This window comes from Allobosea lathyri (assembly GCF_900108245.1).
Classification (GTDB): Bacteria; Pseudomonadota; Alphaproteobacteria; order Rhizobiales; family Beijerinckiaceae; genus Allobosea; species Allobosea lathyri.
The window spans coordinates 45,360-69,955 of record NZ_FNUY01000019.1 but is presented as its reverse complement, the minus strand read 5'-3'; the positions used below and the strand labels follow the sequence as shown (position 1 = coordinate 69,955).

Annotated in this window: 17 protein-coding genes and 3 pseudogenes; 6 read left to right on the top strand and 14 right to left on the bottom strand. The window is 59.6% G+C overall.

Annotated features, from left to right (window positions below):
• Positions 1 to 155 precede the first annotated feature (155 nt).
• Positions 156 to 1,169: an amino acid ABC transporter substrate-binding protein gene (locus C4S73_RS26660; RefSeq protein WP_103875619.1), complete on the top strand. Its 1,014-nt coding sequence runs from the start codon at positions 156 to 158 to the stop codon at positions 1,167 to 1,169.
• 577 nt (positions 1,170 to 1,746) lie between these two features.
• Here C4S73_RS26660 and pyc read toward each other — a convergent pair.
• The 6 genes and pseudogenes from pyc to C4S73_RS26630 form a co-directional block, all read right to left on the bottom strand.
• Positions 1,747 to 5,210, bottom strand: a pseudogene (gene pyc / locus C4S73_RS26655) (pyruvate carboxylase).
• Between the two features lie 84 nt (positions 5,211 to 5,294).
• The gene (locus C4S73_RS26650; RefSeq protein ID WP_103875618.1) at positions 5,295 to 6,128 is read right to left on the bottom strand and encodes a sulfite exporter TauE/SafE family protein; all 834 of its coding nucleotides are present in this window, start codon (positions 6,126 to 6,128) and stop codon (positions 5,295 to 5,297) included.
• A gap of 277 nt (positions 6,129 to 6,405) precedes the next feature.
• Entirely contained in the window at positions 6,406 to 7,245 is an 840-nt protein-coding gene (locus tag C4S73_RS26645; protein WP_103875617.1) for a M20/M25/M40 family metallo-hydrolase, read from the bottom strand.
• 147 nt (positions 7,246 to 7,392) lie between these two features.
• Entirely contained in the window at positions 7,393 to 8,979 is a 1,587-nt protein-coding gene (gene ggt / locus C4S73_RS26640; protein WP_103875616.1) for a gamma-glutamyltransferase, read from the bottom strand.
• 129 nt (positions 8,980 to 9,108) lie between these two features.
• A pseudogene (locus C4S73_RS26635) lies at positions 9,109 to 9,342 on the bottom strand (hypothetical protein); the annotation flags it as partial.
• A gap of 136 nt (positions 9,343 to 9,478) precedes the next feature.
• Complete coding sequence (locus tag C4S73_RS26630) at positions 9,479 to 9,871, bottom strand: RidA family protein (RefSeq protein WP_103875614.1); 393 nt, start codon at positions 9,869 to 9,871, stop codon at positions 9,479 to 9,481.
• Positions 9,872 to 10,010: 139 nt separating this feature from the next.
• Between C4S73_RS26630 and C4S73_RS29025 the strand changes: the two genes are divergently transcribed.
• From C4S73_RS29025 to C4S73_RS29130, 3 genes and pseudogenes are all read left to right on the top strand, one after another.
• Positions 10,011 to 10,331: an Lrp/AsnC family transcriptional regulator gene (locus tag C4S73_RS29025; protein ID WP_342210598.1), complete on the top strand. Its 321-nt coding sequence runs from the start codon at positions 10,011 to 10,013 to the stop codon at positions 10,329 to 10,331.
• A 335-nt stretch (positions 10,332 to 10,666) separates the two neighbouring features.
• Entirely contained in the window at positions 10,667 to 10,876 is a 210-nt protein-coding gene (locus C4S73_RS26620) for a hypothetical protein (protein ID WP_103875613.1), read from the top strand.
• 99 nt (positions 10,877 to 10,975) lie between these two features.
• Positions 10,976 to 11,385, top strand: a pseudogene (locus tag C4S73_RS29130) (transposase).
• Positions 11,386 to 11,845: 460 nt separating this feature from the next.
• Here C4S73_RS29130 and C4S73_RS26605 read toward each other — a convergent pair.
• From C4S73_RS26605 to C4S73_RS26570, 8 genes are all read right to left on the bottom strand, one after another.
• Positions 11,846 to 13,348: a pyridoxal-phosphate dependent enzyme gene (locus C4S73_RS26605; protein WP_103875630.1), complete on the bottom strand. Its 1,503-nt coding sequence runs from the start codon at positions 13,346 to 13,348 to the stop codon at positions 11,846 to 11,848.
• Positions 13,349 to 13,801: 453 nt separating this feature from the next.
• Complete coding sequence (locus tag C4S73_RS26600) at positions 13,802 to 15,544, bottom strand: thiamine pyrophosphate-binding protein (RefSeq protein ID WP_103875610.1); 1,743 nt, start codon at positions 15,542 to 15,544, stop codon at positions 13,802 to 13,804.
• Between the two features lie 85 nt (positions 15,545 to 15,629).
• The gene (locus C4S73_RS26595) at positions 15,630 to 16,928 is read right to left on the bottom strand and encodes a TRAP transporter large permease (protein WP_103875609.1); all 1,299 of its coding nucleotides are present in this window, start codon (positions 16,926 to 16,928) and stop codon (positions 15,630 to 15,632) included.
• Between the two features lie 6 nt (positions 16,929 to 16,934).
• Entirely contained in the window at positions 16,935 to 17,489 is a 555-nt protein-coding gene (locus C4S73_RS26590) for a TRAP transporter small permease (RefSeq protein ID WP_103875608.1), read from the bottom strand.
• Between the two features lie 114 nt (positions 17,490 to 17,603).
• Complete coding sequence (locus C4S73_RS26585) at positions 17,604 to 18,644, bottom strand: TRAP transporter substrate-binding protein (RefSeq protein ID WP_103875607.1); 1,041 nt, start codon at positions 18,642 to 18,644, stop codon at positions 17,604 to 17,606.
• Positions 18,645 to 18,751: 107 nt separating this feature from the next.
• Entirely contained in the window at positions 18,752 to 19,246 is a 495-nt protein-coding gene (locus C4S73_RS26580) for a MarR family winged helix-turn-helix transcriptional regulator (protein ID WP_103875606.1), read from the bottom strand.
• Between the two features lie 302 nt (positions 19,247 to 19,548).
• Positions 19,549 to 20,943, bottom strand: a complete 1,395-nt coding sequence (locus C4S73_RS26575) for an aminomethyltransferase family protein (RefSeq protein ID WP_103875605.1) — start codon at positions 20,941 to 20,943, stop codon at positions 19,549 to 19,551.
• A 65-nt stretch (positions 20,944 to 21,008) separates the two neighbouring features.
• On the bottom strand, positions 21,009 to 21,878 hold the full coding sequence (locus C4S73_RS26570) for a methylenetetrahydrofolate reductase (RefSeq protein WP_103875604.1): 870 nt from the start codon (positions 21,876 to 21,878) through the stop codon (positions 21,009 to 21,011).
• A gap of 266 nt (positions 21,879 to 22,144) precedes the next feature.
• Between C4S73_RS26570 and C4S73_RS26565 the strand changes: the two genes are divergently transcribed.
• Entirely contained in the window at positions 22,145 to 23,302 is a 1,158-nt protein-coding gene (locus C4S73_RS26565; protein WP_160115917.1) for an ABC transporter substrate-binding protein, read from the top strand.
• Between the two features lie 97 nt (positions 23,303 to 23,399).
• Entirely contained in the window at positions 23,400 to 24,566 is a 1,167-nt protein-coding gene (locus tag C4S73_RS26560; protein ID WP_103875602.1) for a 4-hydroxybenzoate 3-monooxygenase, read from the top strand.
• Positions 24,567 to 24,596: the final 30 nt, after the last annotated feature.

Below are 24,596 nucleotides of genomic sequence, written 5' to 3'. Positions count from 1 at the left end.
CGTCCCTGGTCTAGAAGAACACTTAAGCAATTTGCTCACGTGGCTGGTTGCGTTCCTGGTCACTTGCCGAGCCGGACGTTGGAATTCGCGACGTCGGCTTCGGGAGGCAACTTTCAGCGATGCTAAAACAATCACTTAACAGACTGGGGAAATGAATGTTCAAGGCACTTGCGAATCTGGCAGCCGTGTCCTGCTTGGCTTTTGCTGGCGATCTTCAGGCGGGGACGCTTGAAAATGTGAAGGCCCGTGGGCAGCTCAAATGCAGCTCGACGGTGGGGACGCCTGGATTCAGCATTGCTGACTCCAATGGCCGCCACACGGGGCTCGAAATCGATTTCTGTCGAGCAATCGCTACCGCGATCTTCGGCGATCCCGAGAAGGTGATGATCGTACCTCTCATGCCGGCGGTTCGCTTCACTGCACTCCAATCGGGCGAGGTGGACGTCCTTTTCGGGACGACCACGTGGACGCTCGGTCGTGAGACGACAAACGGCAGTCTCTTTGCCACCGTCACGTATTATGATGGCCAGGGCATCATGGTCCGTAGCGGCGTCATCAACAGTCCCAAGGAATTGAATGGGGCGACCGTCTGCACGAACCAGGGTTCGACGACAGAGCTCAACCTGACGGACTTTTTCAGGACAAACGGTCTGAAGAACGAGATCGTTGCGTATTCCACGCAGGAAGAGGCTCTGCAGGCCTACGCATCCGGTCGATGCGACGCCTTTAGCACGGATAAGTCGGTCCTCTACGCTTTCCGTTCGAAGCTTCCCGATCCCGAAAAGCACGCTGTCCTCGAGGAGACGCTGTCGAAAGAGCCTCTCGCGGCGTCCGTCCGCCAAGGAGATGATCCCTGGTACAACGTCGTGAAGTGGTCCTCACATGTGCTGCATGCCGCGGAAGAGGCCGGTCTGAATTCTAAGAACGTGGACAGTGTTGCCTCGTCGACAAACGATCCCAACATCCTCCGGCTGCTTGGAAAGGAAGGGAAAATTGGCGAGTCGATGGGGCTCTCCAATCAGTGGGCCTATAATATCATCAAAAAGGTCGGGGCGTACGACGAGATCTTTGAACGCAATATCGGCAAGGACAGCCCACTCAAGATCGATCGCGGTCTAAACGCGTCGTGGAAAAAGGGCGGCCTCCACTACTCTCCACCGATCCGCTGAGAATGATGGCCGCGATGCTGGGTTGCATCGCGGCTCGTCTTCTAAAAGTTCGCGCTCTTCTAATGGCCGGACCAACTCGAGCTTCCACGTTTCGATACCCGCGATAGAAAATGTGCTTAGAGGGGCTCAACGAGACTCTCTCCTGCTGGTGCGACGGCGGTTACTAGCCCCGAGGCACGGTTGACGATGGCACGCGCTCTCGCGGACTGCATCGCTGTGCTGAACGATCCGGAACGGCTTGGAACATGCCCGTGCTGCGGTTGTTCGTTTGCTCTCGCAAACTCAGCAATCTGAAAAAATCTGCAGAAACGCGGCTAAAATCGGGCGCAACGTTCGGGTTCTGCAGAAAACCAGTAAGCACCTGGGCCGAGCCGTTGATGTCTCCAAGCTCCAGTCGGCCGACGTTCGAGCTGTTGACGAAGAACTGACGTTCGCCCGCGCGCGTCACGGACGGCAATCATGGCCGTTCAGTTGGGTGAGCAACTCACACGGTCGTCGCCGATTTTCATTTTTCTCAACTGGTCTAGTGCAGGGAAATAACTGCCGCACGGTCGGGCGGCGGTTGTAGCGTCGTTGTTCATCCTACGCAGACCAGAAGGTCCTTGGCATCGACCTGATCGCCGACCTTCACCAGCACCTCGGAAACGGTGCCGTCTCGCTCCGCTCGGATGGCCGTCTCCATCTTCATGGCTTCGATGGAGACCAGAAGATCCCCGTTCCTGACCACTTGGCCGACCGAGACCGCTAGCTGCGAGATGACACCGGGCATAGGCGCTCCCACTTGGGCAGCGTCAGCCTGATCGACTTTGCGGCGCAGCTTTACATTCGCCATTCCATGGGCTCTGTCAGGCACCTTGACGTGCCTTGGCTGCCCGTTGAGCTCGAAGAACACGGTGACCATGCCCTTGTCGTCGAGCTCTCCAATTGCGAGGCAGCGAATGACGAGGGTTTTTCCCTTCTCAATATCGACGAGGACCTCGTTGCTGGCCTTCATCCCGTAAAAGTAGGACAAGGTCGGAAGCGCACTGACCGGACCGTAGTTGCCTCGGGCGGCAACGAAATCCAAAAAGACCTTTGGGTACACGTCCAGGAGGCAAACTCTTGGTCGCTCACTGCGCGTCCAAGCCGCATCTCAAGACCGGCCCGAAGCTCAGGCAAGTCGGTGAGTTCGATCAGCGAGCCTGGTCGAACCGTGATGGCGGGCTCTGACTTCAGTGCTTTGCTTTGGATGGCCTTGGGCCAGCCACCTGGCGGCTGGCCAAGGTCGCCTCGCAACATGGCCACGACAGATTCAGGGAAGGCAATCTCTCGATCAGGTGCCTCCACGTCTGCGATGGTCAAGTGCTGCGACATCATCATCAGCGCCATATCACCCACGACCTTAGATGACGGCGTAACCTTCACGATGTCGCCGAACATGCGGTTCACGTCGTGGTAGGTCTGAGCGACCTCGTGCCACCGGGGCTCCAAGCCAAGGCTTCGAGCCTGCTCCTTCAGGTTCGTAAACTGGCCGCCCGGCATCTCATGAAGATAGACCTCGGAGGCCGGGCCCTTCAGATCGCTCTCGAAAGCCGCGTACTGATTGCGAACTGCCTCCCAGTAGAACGAGATCTTCTTGATCCAAACCGGGTCCAGGCCCGTATCCCGCTCTGTCCCCTTCAGCGCTTCCACGATCGAGCCAAGGCAAGGCTGTGACGTGTTGCCGGAAAAGGCGTCCATCGCGGCATCGACGGCATCCACACCTGCCTCCACGGCCGCCAGAACGCTGGCGCCGGAAATTCCAGAGGTGTCGTGGGTATGAAAGTGGATCGGCAGGTTTGTTGTGTCCCTTAGAGCCTTGAACAAAACCGAGGCCGAGCGGGGCTTCAGAAGGCCAGCCATGTCCTTCACGCAGATGATATTGGCCCCTGCCGCCTCCAGCTCGCTGACCAGCGAAACGTAATAGTTCAGATCGTATTTCGCGCGATCCGGGTCCAGGATATCGCCCGTGTAGCAGACGGTTGCTTCGCAGAGCTTTCCTTCGTTGCGGATCGCGTCAATCGAGACACGCATGTTCTCGACCCAGTTGAGGCAATCAAACACCCGGAAGAGGTCGATGCCGGCAACTGCAGCCTGACGGACAAAATTTGTGACGACGTTGTCGGGATAGTTGGTATAGCCGACGCCATTCGCCCCGCGGAGCAGCATCTGGAGCAGGATGTTGGGGGCTTTTTCTCGTAGCTGCGACAGTCGCTCCCACGGATCTTCACAGAGAAAACGCATCGAGACATCGAAAGTCGCCCCGCCCCAGCATTCGAGCGAAAGGAGTTGAGGCAGTTCGCGCGCATAGGCGTCAGCGATCGACACGATGTCTCGGCTTCGCACACGGGTTGCCAGCAGCGACTGATGCCCGTCCCGCATCGTGGTGTCGGTGATCAGTACCTGCTGCTGGGCTCGCATCCAGGCGGCGAAACCCTCAGGCCCCAGCTGATCGAACAACTGTTTCGTTCCGGAGGGGATTTCCTTGGGAGAGAAGGGTACGACCGGAGTCGCGGCGTCTGGATGTGGGGCCGGTCTTCCACGGGTTTCCGGATGCCCATTCACGGTAACGTCCGCGATGTAGCTAAGGAGCTTCGTAGCGCGGTCTTGCCGCTTCACCTGGGTGAATAGCTCGGGAGTGGTATCGATGAATCTGGTTGTATAGGAGCAGTCTGCGAAGGCCGGATGGCCAACCAAAGATTCCAAAAAAGTGAGGTTCGTAGCCACGCCACGGATACGGAACTCCCGAAGCGCGCGATTCATGCGCGCGATGCACTCGGAAGGAGTGGGCGCCCAGGCGGTCACCTTTTCCAGGAGCGGATCATAGAAGCGGGTAATGATCGCCCCTGAGTACGCGGTTCCGCCGTCCAGCCGGATTCCAAAGCCCGTCGCCCCTCGATAGGCGGTGATGCGCCCGTAGTCGGGGATGAAGCTCTGTTCCGGGTCTTCGGTCGTTACGCGGCACTGCAGCGCGTGGCCGTTGAGCCGGATATTCTCCTGGCTGGGGACGCCTGACGCGGCGTCGCCGATCGTCTCGCCGCAAAGAATTTTGATCTGAGCTTTAACGATGTCGATGCCGGTGACCTGCTCGGTCACGGTGTGCTCGACCTGAATGCGTGGATTGACCTCGATAAAATAGAATTTCTCGGTATCAGTGTCCTCGAGGAACTCAACCGTTCCGGCCGCGACATAGGCGGTCTCTCTAGCGATCTTCAGTGCGTAGCCACAGAGCTCGGTACGCCTGTCCTCGCGGAGGTAAGGGGCAGGTGCCCGCTCAATAACCTTCTGATTGCGACGCTGGATCGAGCAATCGCGCTCGAAGAGGTGAACCGCATTGCCGAGCCGGTCGCCAAGAATTTGCACTTCGACGTGCCTGGCGCGTTCGATCAGCTTTTCGAGGTAGACTTCATCCTTGCCAAACGCGGCCTTAGCTTCCCGCTTGCCTTCTGCGACTTCCGCGAGGAGGTCGCTCTCGCTACGGATTGCCCGCATGCCTCGGCCGCCGCCACCCCAGGACGCCTTCAGCATCACGGGATAGCCAACCTCAGCCGCAAGCTTCTTAATAGCATCTGGATCGTCGGGGAGGGGATCGGTTGCCGGAATGACCGGCACCCCGATCTCTATGGCCAGATTCCTCGCTGCGACCTTATTGCCGAGGCGCCTCATTGTTTCGGGGCTAGGGCCAATGAAGATTAGGTCGTTTTCGGCACAGGCTTCCGCGAACTCCGGGCTTTCGGATAGTAGACCGTATCCCGGGTGGATAGCATCCGCCCCAGAGAGCTTGGCAACGCGGATGATCTCGGAGATCGAAAGATAGCTCTCGATCGGCCCCAAATCGCAGGCGAGATGGGGCCCGCGACCGATCTGATAGGATTCGTCTGCCTTGAAGCGATGCAGCGAGTATTTGTCTTCTTCCGCCCAGACGGCCACTGTTGCGATATTAAGTTCGGTTGCCGCTCTGAAGACACGGATGGCGATCTCAGATCGGTTTGCGACGAGAATTTTCGTGATCTGGCCCGTCATTGGCGCTTCCCGTATCCAAGAATTCTTATTGTGCGGTGTTGTACTCGAAGCTCAGCCGAGAGCGGCAGCCAGAAGGCAGCCAGATCATCCAATTAGGGAGATGATGAAACGGCTCGCGACGACGAGCAGAAATATGCCGAATGCGAGTTCTAGCTTTCTCTTTGAGAGCCGGTGCGCCAGCTGAGCGCCGATCGGTGCCGTCCAGATGCTGGTAGGAATGAACAGAAGGAAGCCGATGAGCGATACGTAGCCTAGGGAAAGAGGCGGAAGCACATCCATCTTCGGCCAGCCCGCATAGATATAGCCGAGTGCTCCGGGGATTGAGATTAGAACGCCCAATCCCGACGAGGTAGCCACTGCCTGATGGATCGGTCGGCCGTAGAAAGTCATGAACAGACTTGAAAGCTGCCCGCCGCCGATGCCCATCAGAGCGGACAGAACGCCGATGATAAGACCGTACAAAACCATCAGTGGGTTGCTCGGCATGTCATCGCCGAGCTTCCAGCGTTCCGACGCGAACAAAAGGCGCATTGCGCTGACCACCGCGACCGCGACAAAGATGATCTTGAAGAGGTCGGGCGGAGCGTATTTCGCGACGTAACTTCCAGCCAGGACGCCCAGCAGGACCGGCACCGCCCACACCTTGAGAATATACGTATCAACGAGGCCTTTGGCTCGATGAGAATTGTACGATCTGATCGAGGTCGGAATAATGATCGCCAGAGACGTGCCGACGCAAAGCGGCATCCGGATTTCTTCCGATACGCCGATCACCCGGAAAACTTCATAGAGAATGGGCACGATTACGGCGCCGCCTCCAACTCCGAAAAGTCCTGCCAGGATCCCGGTAATGGCACCCGCCGCGACCAACGAGACGGCTAGGAAGGCGAGATCGCCAAGTGGAATTCCAGCAATCATCTTGATCCCTTATTGGTTCAAGCCCATTCAAGAGCTCGCTATATGAAGAGTTTACTTGAATTGAGCGAACGAGGGGCTCTTTTTCTCGGTGCCATTTGCAATATTCGCTCGCCACCCGGCCGCGCTGGGGGAGATTTTCTCGACAGCGAAGCAGTCGGCATAAACCGGCGCTTTTGATGTGCTCATGTGAAAAGGGCCCGCAGGGGTAGTCTCGCGGCCCAATCTGAGTCTGTTCAAATCCAGCTTCGCTGAAGCGGCTGCGTGTCAGGACCGCAGGTTATACCGAGGCCATGAGCTTGAGGGCAGCGAGGGCGTAGATCTTCGCGCAATCGACGACATCTTGCTCATTGGGGTAGTCGTCCACTCCGGCGGAGAGGGTTGGCTTAGGGCCAAAGCAAATCGCCGGCACGCCCCGGTTTCTCCAATGTCGAGCATCGCTACCCGGGAGGCGAACCACCATCCGCGGAGCCGACCCACGGACCGTTGCGATCGTGTCGGAGAGGAGGGAGGCGTATCGGCTGTTGGAGGGCTCCCAGTTCGGATCCCACTCCTTCGGGTAACTCAGCTGAATTCCTTCGAACCGGTTTGCGAGCGCCAGCAGGCGCTGCTTTACGTTGGAAGCCGGGATACCCGGCGGTAGCCGGAAATCAAAATGAGCGAACGCCATGGGTGCCATTAGGCTCCGCACGGTGCCCGCACCAACTACGCCGGCGCTTGCCGAAAGGCGAAGCCCCAGGTTGTCTTCGTTACCAGAGACGCCGTCCAGTTCAGCGGGAAGCGCCGCATACTCGTCGTTCAGCTTGTCGATCTCGGTCATAAACGCGACGAGCTTGCCAACCGCGCTTTCCTTCCGCAGTGCGCGGGATGAGTGGCCGGAAGGTCCAGTTACTTCGACATCGACCCAGAGCAGCCCCTTCTCGGCAACCGCCAGATCCATATAGCCCGGGCCCTCGGCGCTGATCATGAAGTCGCCTGCCAAGCCAGGCTGCTCCCGCAGAATTGCCTCCGTGCCCCGGGTGCCGAACATCACCTCGTCGCAAACCGCCGTGAAGCTGATCTGACCGTTCAACTTCGCAAGATGCTCAGACAGGATGGCCGTTGGTGATACCCCGGCCACGAGGTGATCTCTTCGCGGGCAAGGTCGAAGGCCGCGAGGCTGAGGATCTCAGTCCGGTCCTGGGTGCCGTAGGCTTCAGTGCGAACGGGCCGGGAATGCAGATGAAGGCTGAACTTGTCGTTGAGAACTGCTGTCATGGTCCTGATCTCAATATCCGAGGGCTACGCCGTCGCGGCGCGGATCCGCTCCACCCCGAAGGAGGCCGCGCTTTCGGTCTATGAAGATCGCCTGGGCGGTTCCGAGCGGGTTAGGGGCCGGGGTTGGGCGGTGACCCAATGCTCGGAGCCGCGCCAGCGCGGCCTCGGGCACGGTGTGCTCAAAGTCGAGCACGTCGCCCCGAGCAAAAATCCGGGGAGCGTCGATCGCTTCCTGCACGGACATCCCATGATCGAGGATGTTGGACAGGAGTTGGATCTGGCCGATCGGCTGGAAGTGACCGCCGGTCACCCCAAAGGCCAATTCCACCTCACCATCTTTCGTCAGCATCGCGGGCAGAATGGTGTGCAGAGGCCGCTTACCGGGCGCGAGGACGTTGGGATGCCCCTCCTCGAGGACGAACCCGCAGCCCCGGTTGTGAAACAGCACCCCGCTCTTGGAAGAGACGATGCCGCTGCCGAAATCATCGAAAATCGAGTTGATTAACGAAACCGCAGTGCGGTCTTTATCAACGACCGTTAGGAAAACGGTGTCCTTGTGTTCTGGAGTCGGAATCGGGGTCAGATCGCTGATACGGCCGGAATTTGAAATCCGTGGGAAAAGCGCATCTGCACGTCCAGCAGATAAAAGGTGCTGGAGAGGCACCGGAGCTTTGTCCGGATCGGCAACAAACACATCACGTTCCGCATAAGCGATCCGGGCGATTTCGGCCAGGATATGATATCGCTCGGGAGATTGCGGATCGAGTGCGGACAGATCGAAGCGATCGAGCAGAGTTGCCATCGCAAGCACTGTGACGCCGGACCCGTTTGGCGGGCATTCCCAGAGCTGATGACCCCTGTATTCAGCGGAAATCGGGGTCTCGTAACGCGGCTCGAAAGCGGCGAGCTCCTGCAGGCGATGAGACCCTCCCAGCGCGTTCAACGAGGCGACAATATCTTCAGCGATCCAGCCGTCGTAGAAGGCGGAAGCCCCCGACGCGGCAACCTCTCTAAGCGCCTTCGCAAGATTCCGCTGCACGTGTACGTCGCCAGCCGACGGCGCCCTGCCATGCGGAAGGAAAATCGCTGCTGTGTCTGTCAGCTTCGAGAGCTTCTCCGTCTGTCTAGTCCAGTCGAGGGCGAGCCGCTCCGTTACCGGATAGCCATTTTCCGCGGCGCTTATTGCAGGCGCGAGGAGGCCGGCCCACTCTCGGCTACCGTGATCCTGGACGAGCTTCTCCCATGTGCGCAGCGCGCCAGGGACGGTAACGGCATGCACGCTATCGCCGGGCAGCACAGCCTTGTGTTCTTGCCGCAGGCGCTCGACATCGATGTTCGAGGGCGCGGCACCAGATCCGTTGATGGCGACAACGGGCTTGCCCTCGCGCTTGATGAGCGCAAAGCAATCCCCGCCGATGCCGGTCTGGCTTGGTTCGACCACAGCGAGAACCGCGGCGGCAGCCACCGCAGCGTCGATGGCGTTCCCGCCTCCGCGCAGAACATCGATCGCGGCCATCGAGGCGAGGGGATGGGTGGTAGCCACCATTCCGTTGACGCCAAACGCCTCGGACCGGCCTGGAAGTTCAAAGTTTCTCATGATTGGCTTTCATTCGATCGGTCAGAAGGATGCGAGGCTCGCGTTTCTGAGGTCAGTGACCAGCATGCTGGAGGGAGCGTGCGTGACGCACAGCGGCGGTCGTGCATGAGCGACGGCTAACTGAGGCGTAAGAAACGGGTCGCCGACATCGGATCGAGCCAGGAGCAGGCAGGGCTGAGGATTCCTCTGGCAATAGAGAAGGAAATCCTCAGCGTGGGAACGCGGCAAGATGCAGATGTTCGCCTGAACGCGTGCGGGTGCGAGGCCTGCGGTATATCCACGATAGGCGCGCGCCCGAATGGATTTCCGGATCATGGCCGGATCGCTGAGATCCAGTCTCTTCTCCATGGGGATGTCGTGCATGGTGCTCTCCAACTGCCGGCCCGTCGTTCAGCTTTAGGCGGTTCTAGGTGCGGCTTCGGCGAGAGGTTCTAGGCGCGATGAAACCGAAGGTTGGGCCATATTCCGCTCCTACACTTTCTTGTTTTGAGGTTTGTTTTTAACGCTTTGCGATGCAGTCGATCTCCACAAGTGCATCGCGAACGATGGAGGTTACGCCAACACACGTCCGTGTTGGACGGTGTTCTACTTCAAAGAACTCAGCGTAAGCTTGGTTCATCTCGTCGTAGTCGCGCTTGAATTCAGTGAGGAAGACGCGAACGCTGACGACATTTCGCATGTCCAGGCCCAGGTCAGCCAAACAGGAACGCATGTTCTGGAGCGTCCGCCTGGTTTGGGCAGCAATACCGGGTGGAAGAGGCGCTTCTGGATCCTTCAGATCTCGACCAAACTGTCCAGTCAGGAACACCAGCCCGTCCGCTTCCACAGCATGGCTGCTGGGCGAGACGGAAGGCGGCATGCTCGGGAGGTTGTGTCGCAATATCGAGGTCATTTATCCCTTTTCCTTATCGAGCGGCCAAACGCTGGCCGGCCGCCCTCCGGCCGGCCAAGGTTCAGCGCGAGTAAGATATTGCGTCTGGGCGGGAAAACGCCTCTATTGTTGAGTGAAGCCCGCAGATTTGTCCCATTCCATGACCGATAACCGAAGACTTTGTGCGCGCGATCTGGATCGTCATGATCTGGCGATCCTCGACATCCTTCAGCCCGACAACTCGAGTCCGCAGCGTCGGATCAGTGAACTCGTGAACATTTCGACAGCGGCGGTGCAGCGGCGCATCAGCCGCTTGCAAAAGGGTGGTGTCATCTCCGGCAACGAGGCGATCCTGAACCCAGCAGCATTAGGGAACCCAATCACAGTCCTGGTAGAGGTTGAAATTGAGAACGAGCGTATCGACCGCCTTGAGGCGAAGAAATTATTTTTCTCTTCAGCGGCAGAAGTGCAGCAGTGCTGATATGTTGCTGGTGAAACTGAATTCATGTTGGTGATTACCGTGACGACTATGCAGTATTATGAGAAGCTGATAAAAAGGCTCTTCTTCGAAGACAAAAATATCAAGCACTTTAAAATTCTAGTCGTGACGGATCGGGTCAAAGTCTCCATGGCCATAAGCTTGCCGAAGGATGAGGACGAGTAGTCCGCCTTCTGGTGGGCATGGGACTTAGGGGGCAATGCGCTAGCATTCTCGGCCCTGCTTGAGTGTTCAGCCTATGGATTCTGACGAGTCCAAGTCCATGGTCCTCACACATCCACCATATTGTCCGTCTCATTCATCGGAAGAGCCCGCCTATGCCTTTGACATGTTTTGGGGAAGTCGCGAAGCGGGCAAGCTTTTTGGGTGAGAGCGAGCCCAAAACAGTCGCGGTGGAACTGCCGCCGCAATTGGCGATTGCGCCCGAACCCGTGCTGGCGGTGTTTGGGATGTATGCCGCTCATGGAGCTCAGTTCAGCAAGGTGACACTTTTTATGCAAGGAGGACGCGTCGTTTTGGCGGTGTAATGGCTGGCGGTGCATCTTCGCCAAGCGGCGGCGGCGGCAGCGAACGCCAACTGCCAGACACTGGTGTCGCTGACGCTGGCTTCCGGCGAAGTTCCCTTCATGGTGGGGTTGCGGCTGATCCTGCCCGAGAGTTCGACGAGCGATCCCGCGCGACTGGGCCGGGCCGGCGTGCCGGACGGTCACCGAGACTATCGGACTAAGCCCGAGATGCGCTCGCTGAGATCGACCGGGCACGCACTGTCAGTCTGCGCTTCGGCTGCGTGCTGGCCGATACCGGTTATGGCCTCTCCGCGCGGTTCCGGCAGGGTCTGAGCGACTGTAGACTCGCCTGGGCCGTCGGCATTGGGGCGCGCCAGAAGGTCTATCCGGTTGACTTCATCTTTCGCGTCGCCGGGCGCGGCCGCCCGCGCAGAACACGTGCCCGACGCGAAGTCGATATCGGTGGAGATGACGCTGGCGGCGGCGCCCTGGCGCACGTTGAGTGGCGGCGCGGCACAAGGGGCCGCTGAAGGCCCGCTTCGCCGCCATGCGGATCAAGTTGGCTGACGAGCTGCCCAAGAGGTTCGGCGACATGGGACAGCAACACTGCGGGAGAGGAGGCTTGTGTAACCTGCCTCTCTAACCTGCCCGCCGACACGTCACTCAAGCGCTTGGCCGGCGTCATCGAGCCGCGCTGGATCTGCGAGCAGGCGCATCAGCAACTGAAGAAGGACCTTGGCCTCGACCACTTCGAGGGACGATCATGGACGGGGGCTGCACCGGCACGCGCTCAATGACCATGAGCCTATTCCTCCCTTCAATGCCTGCGCCTCAAGCAGGCGAAGCGGGAAAAAAGAATCCAGGGCCCGCCGCCCTAGCCAACCCTTCCGGCTATCCACGCAGCTACCATGGCCGCACTCGAACGGCCGCCCGAAACCGATGTCCGGACTGCCACCGCCGGTTCAGTTCTAAGAATCTGCCAAAGTAGTGCTAGTTCAGTCCAACTTCCGCATTGAAGTCCTCGATCAAGTCGTCCCAGGCTTGATAGGAGCTGGCGACTCCCTTCCAGAAAGCTTGGCTGCGGCGTGCATCGAAGTCCTCGACGCTCACGCCCTGCTGCTCGACCCAGGTGTAGTAGCCAAGATTGAAAACTCTGCGTCGGTCGCGCCCCGTCGTTTCGATTACTGAGTCTGCCACAGGCTCATGCAGGCAACGCCGAAGCATGGCGTGAAAGTCATTCTGTGGGATGTCTTTCGGAATGTGCCTCTCGATCATAGCTGCCGCTTCGCTCTCATAAAGTTGAGCGCCATCAGTAGCCATCGTGACGATGACATCGTCGGGGCCAAAATCCATGTATTTCGCGAGTTTGATGGAAGCGACGATATTGGCGAAGCCCGAGATGCCAACGTTATCAAAACTCACAAGATCAGATCGTTGGACACCCAAGAGCTTTCTCAACGCGGTGCGATTCGACTCACCTCTAAACAGAACGTTTAATGCGTTGGTCGATTGATCAGATACGCCGATAATATAATCTAAATTCATTACATTATGTATTAAGGGCACATGCTTGTCGCCAATGCCTTGGATGTTGTGCTCTCCGTAACCGCCTTCGAGTAATGTCGGGCATTCTAGAGCTTCGACCGCGGCGATCCGTGTGCCGTACACCGCCTTGAGGTAGTCGCCGGCGGCGATGGTGCCGGACGAGCCGGTAGCAGCGACAAAAGCTGCCAATCGGGAGCCCGCGGCCTTTCGTGCGAAATTCTCGAACACCTTTCCGCACGCCGTCCCAGTGCAGAGGTAATGAGCCATGTAGTTAGGAAATGCGGAAAACTGATTGAGGATGACATTGCTGTCATCGAGCTCAAGGGTATGGCATGCGTCGTATATTTCCTTGACGTTGCTCTCGGTGCCTTTCGTGCGGATGATGTGGGACGGATCTGCGACCCACCTTTCCAACCACTCAAAGCGTTCGCGACTCATTCCCTCCGGCAACACGGCTAATCCGTCGCAACCGAGTATCCGGGAGATCGCAACGCCGCCGCGGCAGTAATTCCCAGTCGAGGGCCAAACTGCGCGATGGCGCTCCGGGTCGAATCTGCCGGACACAAGCTTGGTCACGAGACCGGCGTAAGCCGGGAGCACTTTATGCGCCCCGATCATGGGAAAATGGGCCCCAACCATCACCACAATTGGCGCATCAACGCCCGTCAATGCCTTCGGCAGCACAAAATGCCGAGGAAGTCCGGCAATTGTTCTGCGATCCTCCGCGTTGAACCAATTGACCCGCCAGAGATTGTCCGATTCGGGCGCATCGGGATCCACGCCCTGAAGGTTTGCAGTTATATCAGCTGGTATCGGAGTGATGCCTGCCAGCTGCGAAAAGGTCGGAAGCCGAACCCCGCGAGCGCGAGCTCGACGTATGGCAGCGGAGCGCGCTTGGGCATCTACGATCTCAATCGAGTCCAATAGACCTGAGCCCGGGAACGACATGCTTAGCTCCGCTTCGATAGCTGCGAACGGGCCTTCCATCCGCCAAGATGGCCGAAGCATACTGAGTGGAGAGGTTTTTTGCGCTCGATTTTCGGGTGCATTTCGCAACAAGGCCTCGCAAGCCTTGCAGGTGAAGTGTGCGAATGCTCGGGACGTAGCATCAGCTCACGCGAACTCTTCGCGTAATATTCGAAGCCCCATATGCGCTCCATCCAGCTCGGCCTTCGAATGGTCTTTCGGATCCGGGATTCGGAATGATCGCATGGATAGGTCTTTCTCAGCGAACTTTTGACAAGCGTTGCCGATCACGGACGTGCGCTTATCCGGCTTAATCGCGAGCATGGCAGCCGGTCGCGTCCGATCGACGGTCTTTGCGAATCTTTTGTCAGGCCACGGGAGGCCTCGGGCATGGCGCTGGCGCAGGCCGTGCTCGAGGCCTGGCAGGGACTGACCTCAATGCGCATGCTTCTGCCTTAGAAGCTCCGAAAACCAGTCCGCCGCGAGGTCCGGATTGATCCGTGCATCGACTAGATAAACCCCGTTGCAGCCTTGCCCCACCCATTGGCGAAGGTCGGCAAGATCAGACTTCGTGCGCACGATCGTGCCTGCCGCACCAGTCCCCCGGGCAATGGCTGCGAAATCGGTGACCGGAAAAGTGGCAATGGAGGTTTGATAGCCCAGCGGACCGAACTCATGGACTTCGGCAGCGTAGGAGGCGTCGTTGAAGATAACGATGCACATGCGCAACTTGAGGTTCACCGCGGTCTGGAGGTCGGAAAGCGACATCATGAACCCGCCATCGCCTGCGCACAGGACGGTAAGTCGTTCTGGATGGGCGAGTGCCGCGCCGATCGCCGTTCCCAGCCCCAAGCCGGTTGACGAGAACGACATCGCGAAGGACCAGGCTGCGGCATCGGGCACGGTCAGGTACAAAGGAGGCCAGCCTTGGAAGTGGCCGCCATCGTTCGCGATCGTGCGTTCAGGCGGTAGTAGTGCGTCGAGCTCGATACACAGCGTGCGCGGATCGATAAACTCCGTCGTCGATGTATCGGCATAAGATCGCAAATCGCCTTCGCGGCCTGCCAAGACCGTGGCGGTCATCTCGTTTCGCCATCCTTTCACACCACCCCTTTTCAACTCCTGGGCGGCGTGTAGAATTTTTTCCGCGGTGACGCGCGCGTCGCCCAATAGAGCGATATCGACGCCGCGCTGGCACCCGAGCCGTGAAACATCGGAATCGATCTGGATCACGGTGGCGTCGCTGGCGATAAGCCGACCAGCTTGGGTGGTCCAGTGGGTAAAGGTCGCGCCGAACCCGACCACGATGTCGCTCTGACGTATCAGCTCGGCCATTGCCGGTGGCGAAAACCCGCCCATGATGCCGACAGACCATGGCTCGTTGGCGAAGAGCCCGTGTGCGCGGGCGGTGGTCGCCAGCAAGGCATCGACCTCCGCAGCCAGTTGGCCAAGGATCTGGCCTGCGTCGGCGATGACCGCTCCTCGCCCGGCCAGGATGAGGGGCCGCTTTGCCGCGACGAGCCGCTGGGCCACCTCATGAACGAGCCCGCTGTCCGGTTCCGCTGGCGGTTTCCGCTCAAGGAGGCGAATGGCGACGGGGGGCGCCGGCGACTGCAGGATGTCCTGCGGCATGCTGAGCACCACGGTCCGCCTCTCGCGTATGGCCGTCTCGCACGAGCGGACGACGTCTTCGACAGCGGATGCGGCCGATCCAAGCCGCTCCGGGACGGCTCCCACCGATCGGACGAGCGCATCTTGATCGATGTGGAAGTTGGAGAGGACATCTCCAACTGCAACGTCGCCGGCAAGTACCAAAAGGGGCGTTCTGGCCTTGGCCGCTTCCGCTATCGCTGTGATCGCATTGGTCAAACCCGGCCCTGCATGAACGCTGGCCAGGGTCAGTCTTCCGCTATGCCTCGCGAATGCGTCTGCCATCGCGATCGCATTACATTCATGTCCTGCGGCGATGTAGCGGACGCCGAGTCGCCCCAGGGCCTCGCAGACGTAGTAGTTGGTCGAACCAGATACGCCAAAGCAGATTGCTGCGTTGAGGCTGTTCAACGCCTCCGCGACGGCGAAGCCGACATGGCCGATCGGGCTGGAGTTTGGTCTCCTCGCGATCGACACGCCGTTTGAAGCCGAAATTCCATTGTCTATTCTCTGCATGTTCAGTTCCATCTGGCCCACGGGCCTCGTCAGTCTGCGATAGCTGTTCCGCCTCTCGAGTACGCCGGCCGTCGTGCCCCCTGTCGATGAAGGCAGTCTACATTCGGCTCGGAAGCCATATGGCGATCACCGGGAACGCGACCAGGATCACCAGGCGGATCAGGTCGGTGACGATGAAAGGCGCAACCCCTCGAAAGATCGTCGAGAAGCTGATGTCCTGAATGACGCTCTTGATGACGAAGACGTTCATGCCCACCGGAGGATGGATGAGACCCAACTCCACCGTCATCACGATGATGACGCCGAACCAGATCGGGTCGAACCCCAGTGCTACGATCACGGGAAAGATGATCGGCACCGTCAGGATGATCATCGCCATGGCGTCCATCAGGCAGCCGAGAACTAGATACATCACCAGGATCAAGATCAGGATGGTGTAGCGAGCCAGACCAAGGCCGGTGAGGAATTCGGTGATCCGCTGGGGTGTTCCGGTGATGGTGAGAAAGTAACCGAAAAGCAAGGCGCCGATCAAAATGGTGAACACGGCCGCCGCCGTCCGTGTCGCCTGCAGCAGGGACGCCAGGATTGCCTTTCGCGGAAGCTTCCCGCGTACGACGCCGATGATGAACGCGCCGCTAGCACCCATGCCGCCGGCTTCCGTGGGCGTGAACAATCCGCCGTAGAGGCCGCCCATCACGAACAGAAAGAGCAACAAAGGGGCCCAGACGTCCTTTACGGCGGCTAGACGCTCCGAATTGGAGCTTCGCGGGCCGGCCGGCACAAGTTCCGGCCGGACCAAGCCGATGAGCGCGATCGTGAGAAGATACATCCCCACGGCCAGGAGACCCGGGAGGACGCCCGCCATGAACAGCTTCGCGATGTCCTGCTCGGTGATGATGCCGTAGACCACCAGGACGGTCGATGGCGGGAACATGGCCCCCAGCGTACCGCCCGCGGCGATGGTTCCGGCCGCAATGGATCGCGGATATTTCGCCCGCCGCATCTCGGGATAGGCGACCGTCGAGAAGGTCGCGGCGGTCGCGACCGATGAGCCCGAGATGGCGGCAAAGCCAGCACAGGCCACGATCGTCGCGAAGGCGAGCCCGCCGCGCAGATGGCCGATGAACGTATTGGCGGCGCGGAACAGTTCCCGGCTCATGCCGGAGTTGGTCACGAACGCGCCCATCAGCAGGAACATGGGAATGACGCCGAACGTGTAGTCCGTCACGGTTCGCATCGACGTCTGGCCGACGAGCTTGAGGGCAGGCCCAAACCCCGTGATCAGGCCAAAGCCGGTGATGCCGACAAGCCCCATCGCCATGCCAACCGGCACGCGAAGCAGCATCAAGGCAAACAGTACGACGAAGCTTCCGGCGGCGATGACATCTTGGGACATCGCCGGCTACTCCGTCGCTTCGAGGTTACGGGGTTCGTCGATCGGGATCGGGTTGACGATGAGGCGGGCCGTACGCACGGCGATCAGGATCACTGCCGAGACATCCCCGAGCCACGCGATTGCAAAGAACGGCCATGTCGGTATCTGCAGATCATAGGTCAGGATGTTCTGGGCTTTTGTCGTGACGACCTTGTCGAAGAGCATGATCGTCTGCGTCGAAACGACGAAAAGCAGAACCAAGGTGGCAAAGATGTCGATCTGGCGCTTTCCGCGCGGACCGGCGAAGTCCCAGATCAGATCGACGGTGATGTGCGTGCCGCGATAACTCGTCGCGGCGATTCCCCAGAATATGAGGATGCCGAGAAGCATGCGGCCGAAATCATAGCTGTCTGGTATGGATACGCTGAAAAAATAGCGCAGCAGTACCGAGATGAAGATATTGGCTGCAACAATGCCTACAGCGGCGGCGGCAATCCATTCTATGCTTTCAATGAAGCGATCCGTCGCATTCTTGCGCGGAAGGCTCGTCTCCGCCGGCGGCGGCAGTGCGTTGTGCTCCATAGGGCAAGCTCCCGGACAGGTGCGGCGAAGGCTCTTTCACCCATGCGGGAAGCTCCGCTGGCGAAGGGCGGGGAGGAGCCGCTGGCGAAAAGGATGTCCAGCCGGATCCTCGGATCAGTAGATGGCCTTGCGGTCCGATAGCTTCTGCCTGAGTTCGGTCAGAACCGCGTCCGGATCGAGCCCCTTGGCGCGCACTGCATTCGCCCAATTCATTGCGAGCGGTGCCGCTGCATCGCGCCATTGCTTCAACTGGTCGGGAGTCAGTTCGGTGATTTCGTGACCAGAAGCTTTGCGCATCTTCTGGCGCCCCTCTGCCTCGAAGACCGTCCAGGCATGCGAGATCCTGACGGCCCAATCCGCCGTGCAGTGATCGTCGATCACCTTCTTCTGAGGGGCGGACGCCCGATCATAAACCGCCTTGTTAACGGACCAAGTATAGGACGTCGTGTAAAGTGGAGCATCCAAACTATACTTGGCGACCTTGTCTATTCCGAACAGGAAGATCGAATTCCACGGAAACGTGATGGCGTCTGCGACACCGCGCTCGAGGGCGTCCCGCGACTCCGGGGCCGACGCCTGAATGTTCGTGCCACCTAGCGTCGTGATCAGTTCCCCGATGGCTTGCTGGGCCGGCCGCACTTTGAGGCCACGCACATCGCCGGGCAGAACAATTTTCTTGCGCGAGTGCAACGTGCCGGGATCATGCACGAATGCCATACAGAAGTGCGTGTCGCTCATCTCGCGGGAGGCATATTTGCGATACCATTCATCGACGGCGGCAGAGCCGCCATCCGCGTTGGCTACCATAAAGGGCAACTGGGCAGCGTTGATGATCGGAAAGCGTCCCGGCTGATACCCGGGGCTTACGAGCGCCACGTCTGCGATACCATTGCTCACCATGTCGTACTGATCGAACGCCTTGCCGAGTTGCTCGGCGGGGAAAATGGTTGTCGTGATCGACCCGCCGGAGGCCTTCTTAAGGCTTTCGGCCCATTCTTTGGCCGATGGGACGAGCGGATGTGCGGGCGGGACAAAGAGTGAAATCTTCAGTTGGATCGGTTTTTCCTGCGACTGTGCGGGCGAGGTCGCCGGGCACAGAAACAAGGCTATTGCACCAGCCAATCCGTAAAGCGTTTGCCTTGAAATTCTGGTCATTTTACCTCCCCCTCGTTTTGTCTTGTTATCTAGTTTCTTGATCGCGTTTTTGCGCAGTAATGCTTAGAAATACTCCTACTTCCATCGCGTGTTGTTTGGCGGACATTCTAGATGCGCGATGCGATCCTGCGCAGCATTGTGAGCAGCATGTCTTTGTCCTGTCCAAGTATTTCATCGAGGCGGCGTTCGTGCTCTATGGCGATTGCATGCAGGCGACGTTGAATATCGAAGCCGACGGCAGTAAGTCTGACTTCGTAGCTCCGTTGATCATCGGATTTGCGTTCCCGTTGAATAAGCCCTCGTGCGGAGAGTGCTTTCAATGTCGAGGTCAAAGTCGAGCGGTCACGTCCACAATGCTTACTGAGTTCACTTGGCGTCATGGATCCCGCCTCGTTCAATATCGTAAGCAAAGCGTACCAACCTGGCTTCAGGTTAGCCTTTCCTGCCATCACACCGAACGCCTCGAACGAGGCCTCCTGTGCGATCCGCAAATGAAAGCCCACTACCTCCTTGAAGACTGCTGGGAAGAAACGTTCGTCATGCTCCTCGGACATCTTGGTCCCGTGGACATTCGCTGCCGGGGGGCGGGGCGCTTCGGGCATCCAGCGCTTTCCATATAAACCAGCGCGCTCTCTCCGATATCGGCCGAGGTGCGCCCTCTAATTTCAAGATAGTATGATCTCAAACAGTTGGATGTCAAACTATATTGTTTGTGGAGGGCGGAAATCGACGGACGTTCTGCGCGTGAAGGCTAGGGCATTGGGCCCATTTTCGGCACCCAGTTCATTGTGCCGACCAGCTTTTGGGGCGTGGCAAAGAATGCTGCGGGCCGCTCGGCAGGCGTCGAGGGAAACAAAGATGTCCCAGCAAGTGCCTGCCGCCGGATTTTATCGCGACGCGCCCTTTACGTCGGACGGCGCTGCGCCGCCATCGCGTATGGCCAAGGCGCGACTTGCGCGCGAACGACCTTTTGCCGATGCCGCTCGACGTGGCGCTTGCGCGACCCGCCGTCGGGTTCGCCCCAGGTCACCGTTACGTCCAACCCCGGGGTGGCCTTGTCGCGAGCGACGTTCGCGAGCGACATGACCTTTCGCTCGTTGGCGCTGTATCCGCAAAAATTCGAAAGGCCGATCAGATCGCCGCTGGCGTCGCGGACCTCGTCGTTTTGTTGGAAGCTGTAGGAAGCCATTGGGAAGCGGAGCTGCTTGTAAGGCATCTCGTCTTCGAGCTGGGACCGAAAGATGTCGACGACGTCGTCCACGTTCCAGACCAGGGTCACGGCCGTCCGGCGCGGGCCTTCGGCCGCGCGCTGGAGCGCCTTGCCACCGATGAAGTCATGATCGAACTTCAGGATCCGATCGTAGCCCATGTCCCATGGCGTGACGTAGTAGTCCTCGATCCTCCGGGCGCGAAAACTGCCCCCGAGTTGAGAGCTGGTTTCCCACGAGCTCGCAGGCAGCCACTCGCGGTAGGCCTTGAGCTCGGTGCCGGTATAGACGGCCGGCAACGGATAGGGCATCCAGCCGCCTTCCGTGTTGCCACTGAAATATGCGGAGGTCCCGCCGGGCCGCAGTCCGAGCGTAGCGCCCGCCTTGAGCAAGGCCTCCCGAACCTTGGGGCCGTCCGCGATATGGCCCGCCAGCTCCACGCCACGGCCTCCGGCCATGCCGTGCCGAAGCGCCAAAACGTCGCAACCCGCGATCCTGACCCGGGCGAAATTGAAGAAGGGGATGTTCGGCGCGGGCCCCTCGATGACGGCGGCGAAGATCTCGTCCGACGCAGGGCCATCCAGGCCGAAGCGAAACTGGGTGCGGCCGCGCGGGTTGACCGAGGTGGGAAGGTCGCGCTCGATGGTCACGTCGTAGCCGCCGGTCGTGGCGTGATACTCGACCCAGTTCTGCATGTGCATGCCGCTGACCAGCTCGAAGCTGTTCTCGGCCAGATAGAACAAGACGCACTCGCCAATCATGTGTCCGTCATGATTGCACGCGACGAATTGCTTGGCCTTGCCCGGTACGAACTTGTCGAAGCTGTTGATGCCGATGCCGTTGAGCATTCGAAATGCGTCCGGTCCCTTGAGGAACATCTCCGGCATGTGATGCGACTGGTCGAACAGGACCGCGCCGTCGCGCCATGCCTTCTGCTCATCGACCCAGTTGCCGAACTCGGCCGGCACTGGCGTAAGGCCCGATCGGTCCTTGCTGTGGGGTGCGGTGGTGTCGTTGTAGAAGTAATCGACGAGATCGGGGATGCCCTTCAGAAATTCCTCGAGCGACGGCTGTCCCGTGACTTGGTTCATTGCGTTTCCTGCCTCTTATTCGATGTTTCTTTGATTCGACGAAAGCCGGCGGACACGGCGTATCGTCAGCGGACGAGCGTTTTTGCCCAGCGTGCAGTCCCAGCCAGCCCGCCGAATGGATAGAAATGCAACCTCACGTCGCCGTGCCTTTCAGCGTCGAGCCGTGCGCCGAGTTCTGCAAGCAGTCGATCCGGGCCAACCGGCGACAGCAGCTTTGTCAGCGATATGCCGTATTTCTGCAGCACCGCAGTGGATGCCCCGACGCCGCACCGCGCCGCGAAACGCAAGAGCGATTTCACCGTCGTCGGGCCGGGGATGCCCACCCGAACCGTGGCCGTCACGCCGTCGTTTCGAAGCGCTTCGAGCCACTGCAGGATGGCCCCCGCATCGAATGAGAATTGGGTGTTCACGACGCCTTCGTGGCCGAGATCGCGTAACATCGCGAGTTTCGTGTGCAAGTCGAGCTTCAGATCGTGCTCCGATATGGACGGATGCCCCTCGGGGTACGCGGCGACACCAATTCTCGACAAGCCGTACTTCGCCAGCAAGCCCGATGCGATCACGGACTTCGCATCGGGATAGGGACCTGCGGGCGCGCGCAGATCGCCGCCGACGACGAAGGCGCGATCAATGGACGCTTCGATGGAAAGCCGGTCTAGGAAACTCTCCAGTTCCAGGACGCTGGTGAGCCGGCGGGCCGAGATGTGCGGGACGGGTATGTGGCCATAGTTCCGGATCGATGCTGCGGCGGACACGCGCGCGGCCATCTCCTCGCCGGGCAGATAGGTGACAGCGATCCGCGTGGCGGCGGGCAAGTCGCCGACGGCCTCGGCGAGCACGTCCGCATCTCGCGCCGTCATTTCCAGCGAGAAGCCTTCGATCAGGCTGCCTAGCGTGCCGTAGCTTCGAGCGGGCTGAAGATAGGAGTCGGTCATCTGAAGATCTCGCCATCGACACCGGCACGAGGCGCCGGATCGTTTCCGCTGCGGGGGGCAGCGCATGATAATCGATTTTTTATGTTCTACACCGTTCGATCATTCGCGGCAAGTGCCGCCATTTCTTGCGATAACAAGCCATAAAATGGTGATGTTGGCCATTTTGGCGCGGTCCGCAAAATAAGTATCGGCAATTTCATCGATTTTTGTTGACGGATTTCGGGCGCGTGGCTAGCTTCGCCCAAAATAACGGTAGGGAGGTTGCTTTGAAGATCAGGACCCTGTTCCTCGCTCTGGCATCGGCGTCATTGCCCGCGCTGGCGCCCGCCGCCGAGCTCAAGATCGGTTTTGTTACGAGCGTGACCGGCTCTCAGGCGCCGGTTGCTCGCGATATGATCGACGCCTTCAACCTCAGCATTAAGAATCTGGGCGGGAAGATCGCCGGCAGCGACGTCAAAGTGATCGTCGCGGACGATCAGGAGAAGCCCGACGTCGCTCGGCAGGCTGCGGAACGGCTTGTCGAACGGGAGCGCGTCGATCTCGTGACGGGTCCAATCATCACGAATATGCTCCTGGCCGCCGCTAAGCCGGTCAGCGATGCTAAGCGACTCCTTGTCAGCATCAACTCCGGACCTTCCGATTTCGCGGGAGAGAAGTGCAGTCCCAATTTCTTCGTCCTGGGCTTCGAGAATCAGACCATCGGCCGGGCCACCGGCATGGCGGCGAAGGAACTCGGCTTCTCGAAGGTCGCCATGATGGGGTGGAACACGCCCGGCGCGCGCGACCTCGCGGCAGGTTTCAAGCAAGCCTTTCCCGGCACGGTCGTCAAGGAGATCTACACACCGCCGTCCCAGCAGGACTTCGCCGCGGAGATCACCTCCCTTAAAGCCCTGGACGTGGATGGGCTTTATTATTTCTACCCAAGCCAGGTCGGGGTGAACTTTCTAAAGCAACTCACCCAGGTCGGTTACGCGATGGACCGCGTGGTCGGATCCTATCTGGCGCTTGATCACATCATGCTGACGCAGGTCGGGCCAGAGGTTGCAGGCACCAACGTTGTCAGCCTGTGGACCGAACAGCTCGACAATCCTGAAAACAAGCGCTTCGTTACCTCCTTCCGCGAGGCATATGGTCGGACGCCGAGCGCGTTTGCGGCCCAGGCCTACGATCTCCCCGTCCTTCTCGATGCCGCCTTGAAACGCAATGGCGGCAAGACGGAGATGAACGCCCTCCGGGCGGCGATGAAGACGACGCCCTTCCCGTCCGTGCGAGGGGCATTCAGCTTCGCCTCGAACCAGTTTCCCATCCAGAACTTCTACGTCACGAAGATCGAGCGATCGAGCACGGGATTGAGCTACGCGGTGAGGAGTACCTTGCCCAACCTCAAGGACGAGTTGGCCGAGAAATGTCCGATCAAGGATTGAGCCGCGCCGATAGCGGCCGCGGCGGCGACCCTCGACGGAACGACATGGAAACCTCCGGAGCCCAGGCTGGCACCCGGGCTCGCGGAACTGACAAAACATGAAGACTCAAGTCGCCATCATCGGCGCCGGTCCCGCCGGGTTGCTTCTTGCTCAGCTGCTGAAGTGCGCTGGCATCGAGAGCATCGTCGTCGAAAGCCGGAGCCGGGCTTATATCGAGAACCGGATAAGGGCTGGGGTCATCGAGGCCGGGACCGTGGACATCCTGCGCGAGGCCGGCGTCGCAGACGGGGCGCTCAAGGAGGGCATCGTCCATGAGGGTACTGCTCTCCGCTTCGAGGGCCGAACTCATCGCCTCGATCTCCTGGAACTGGTCGGCCGCGGTATCACGATCTATCCGCAGCACAAGCTCGTCGCCGATCTCGTGTCCGCAAGGCTAGGCGCCGGCGATCCGATTCTTTTTGAAACCCCTGTCGTCGAGCTGAGTGGCATAGCTTCGGATGCGCCCACGGTCACGGTCGAACGGAATGGTGCACGCGAAACCATCGCGTGCCGTTTCGTCGTCGGTGCCGACGGCTTCCATGGCCCAAGCAGGCAGGCCCTGCCTTCCGGGGACCTGAGGATCTGGGAGCAGGACTATCCCTACAAGTGGCTCGCTCTCATGGTGGAAACGCCTCCTCCTAGCCACGAGCTGATCTACGCGGCGCACGAACGCGGCTTCACGCTGATGTCGATGCGCTCCCCGACCGTCAGTCGCATCTACGCTCAGGTGCCGATGAATGTTGATGCGGAAGCTTGGTCGGACGACCAGGTCTGGTCGGAGCTCGATCTTAGGTTGCGCGACGGCGAACCCGTGCCTCTGCGCGAGGGAGCCATCACCCAGCGTTCGACCATCCATCTGCGTAGTTTCGTCGCCGCGCCGATGCGGCATGGAAGCTTGTTCCTCGCAGGTGACGCCGCCCATATCGTGCCGCCGACCGGAGCAAAGGGGCTCAATCTGGCCGCTGCGGACGTCGCGGTACTGGGCGACGCGCTGAAGCGGTATTTCGGGAATGGCGACCAATCGGGCATCGACGGCTATTCCGATAGATGCCTGCGTCGCGTCTGGCAGGTGCAGCGCTTCTCGGCATGGATAACCCATGCCCTTCATGTGTCTGACAATCCTTTCGAGCAAGCGCTTAACCTCGCGGCTCTCAGGCACATCGTGGAAAACCGGAATGCGGCTGTGTCCTTCGCGGAAAACTACACGGGGCTTCCGCTGAACTGAGCGCGCATGCTGGCGCCACCTGGCCGGAGC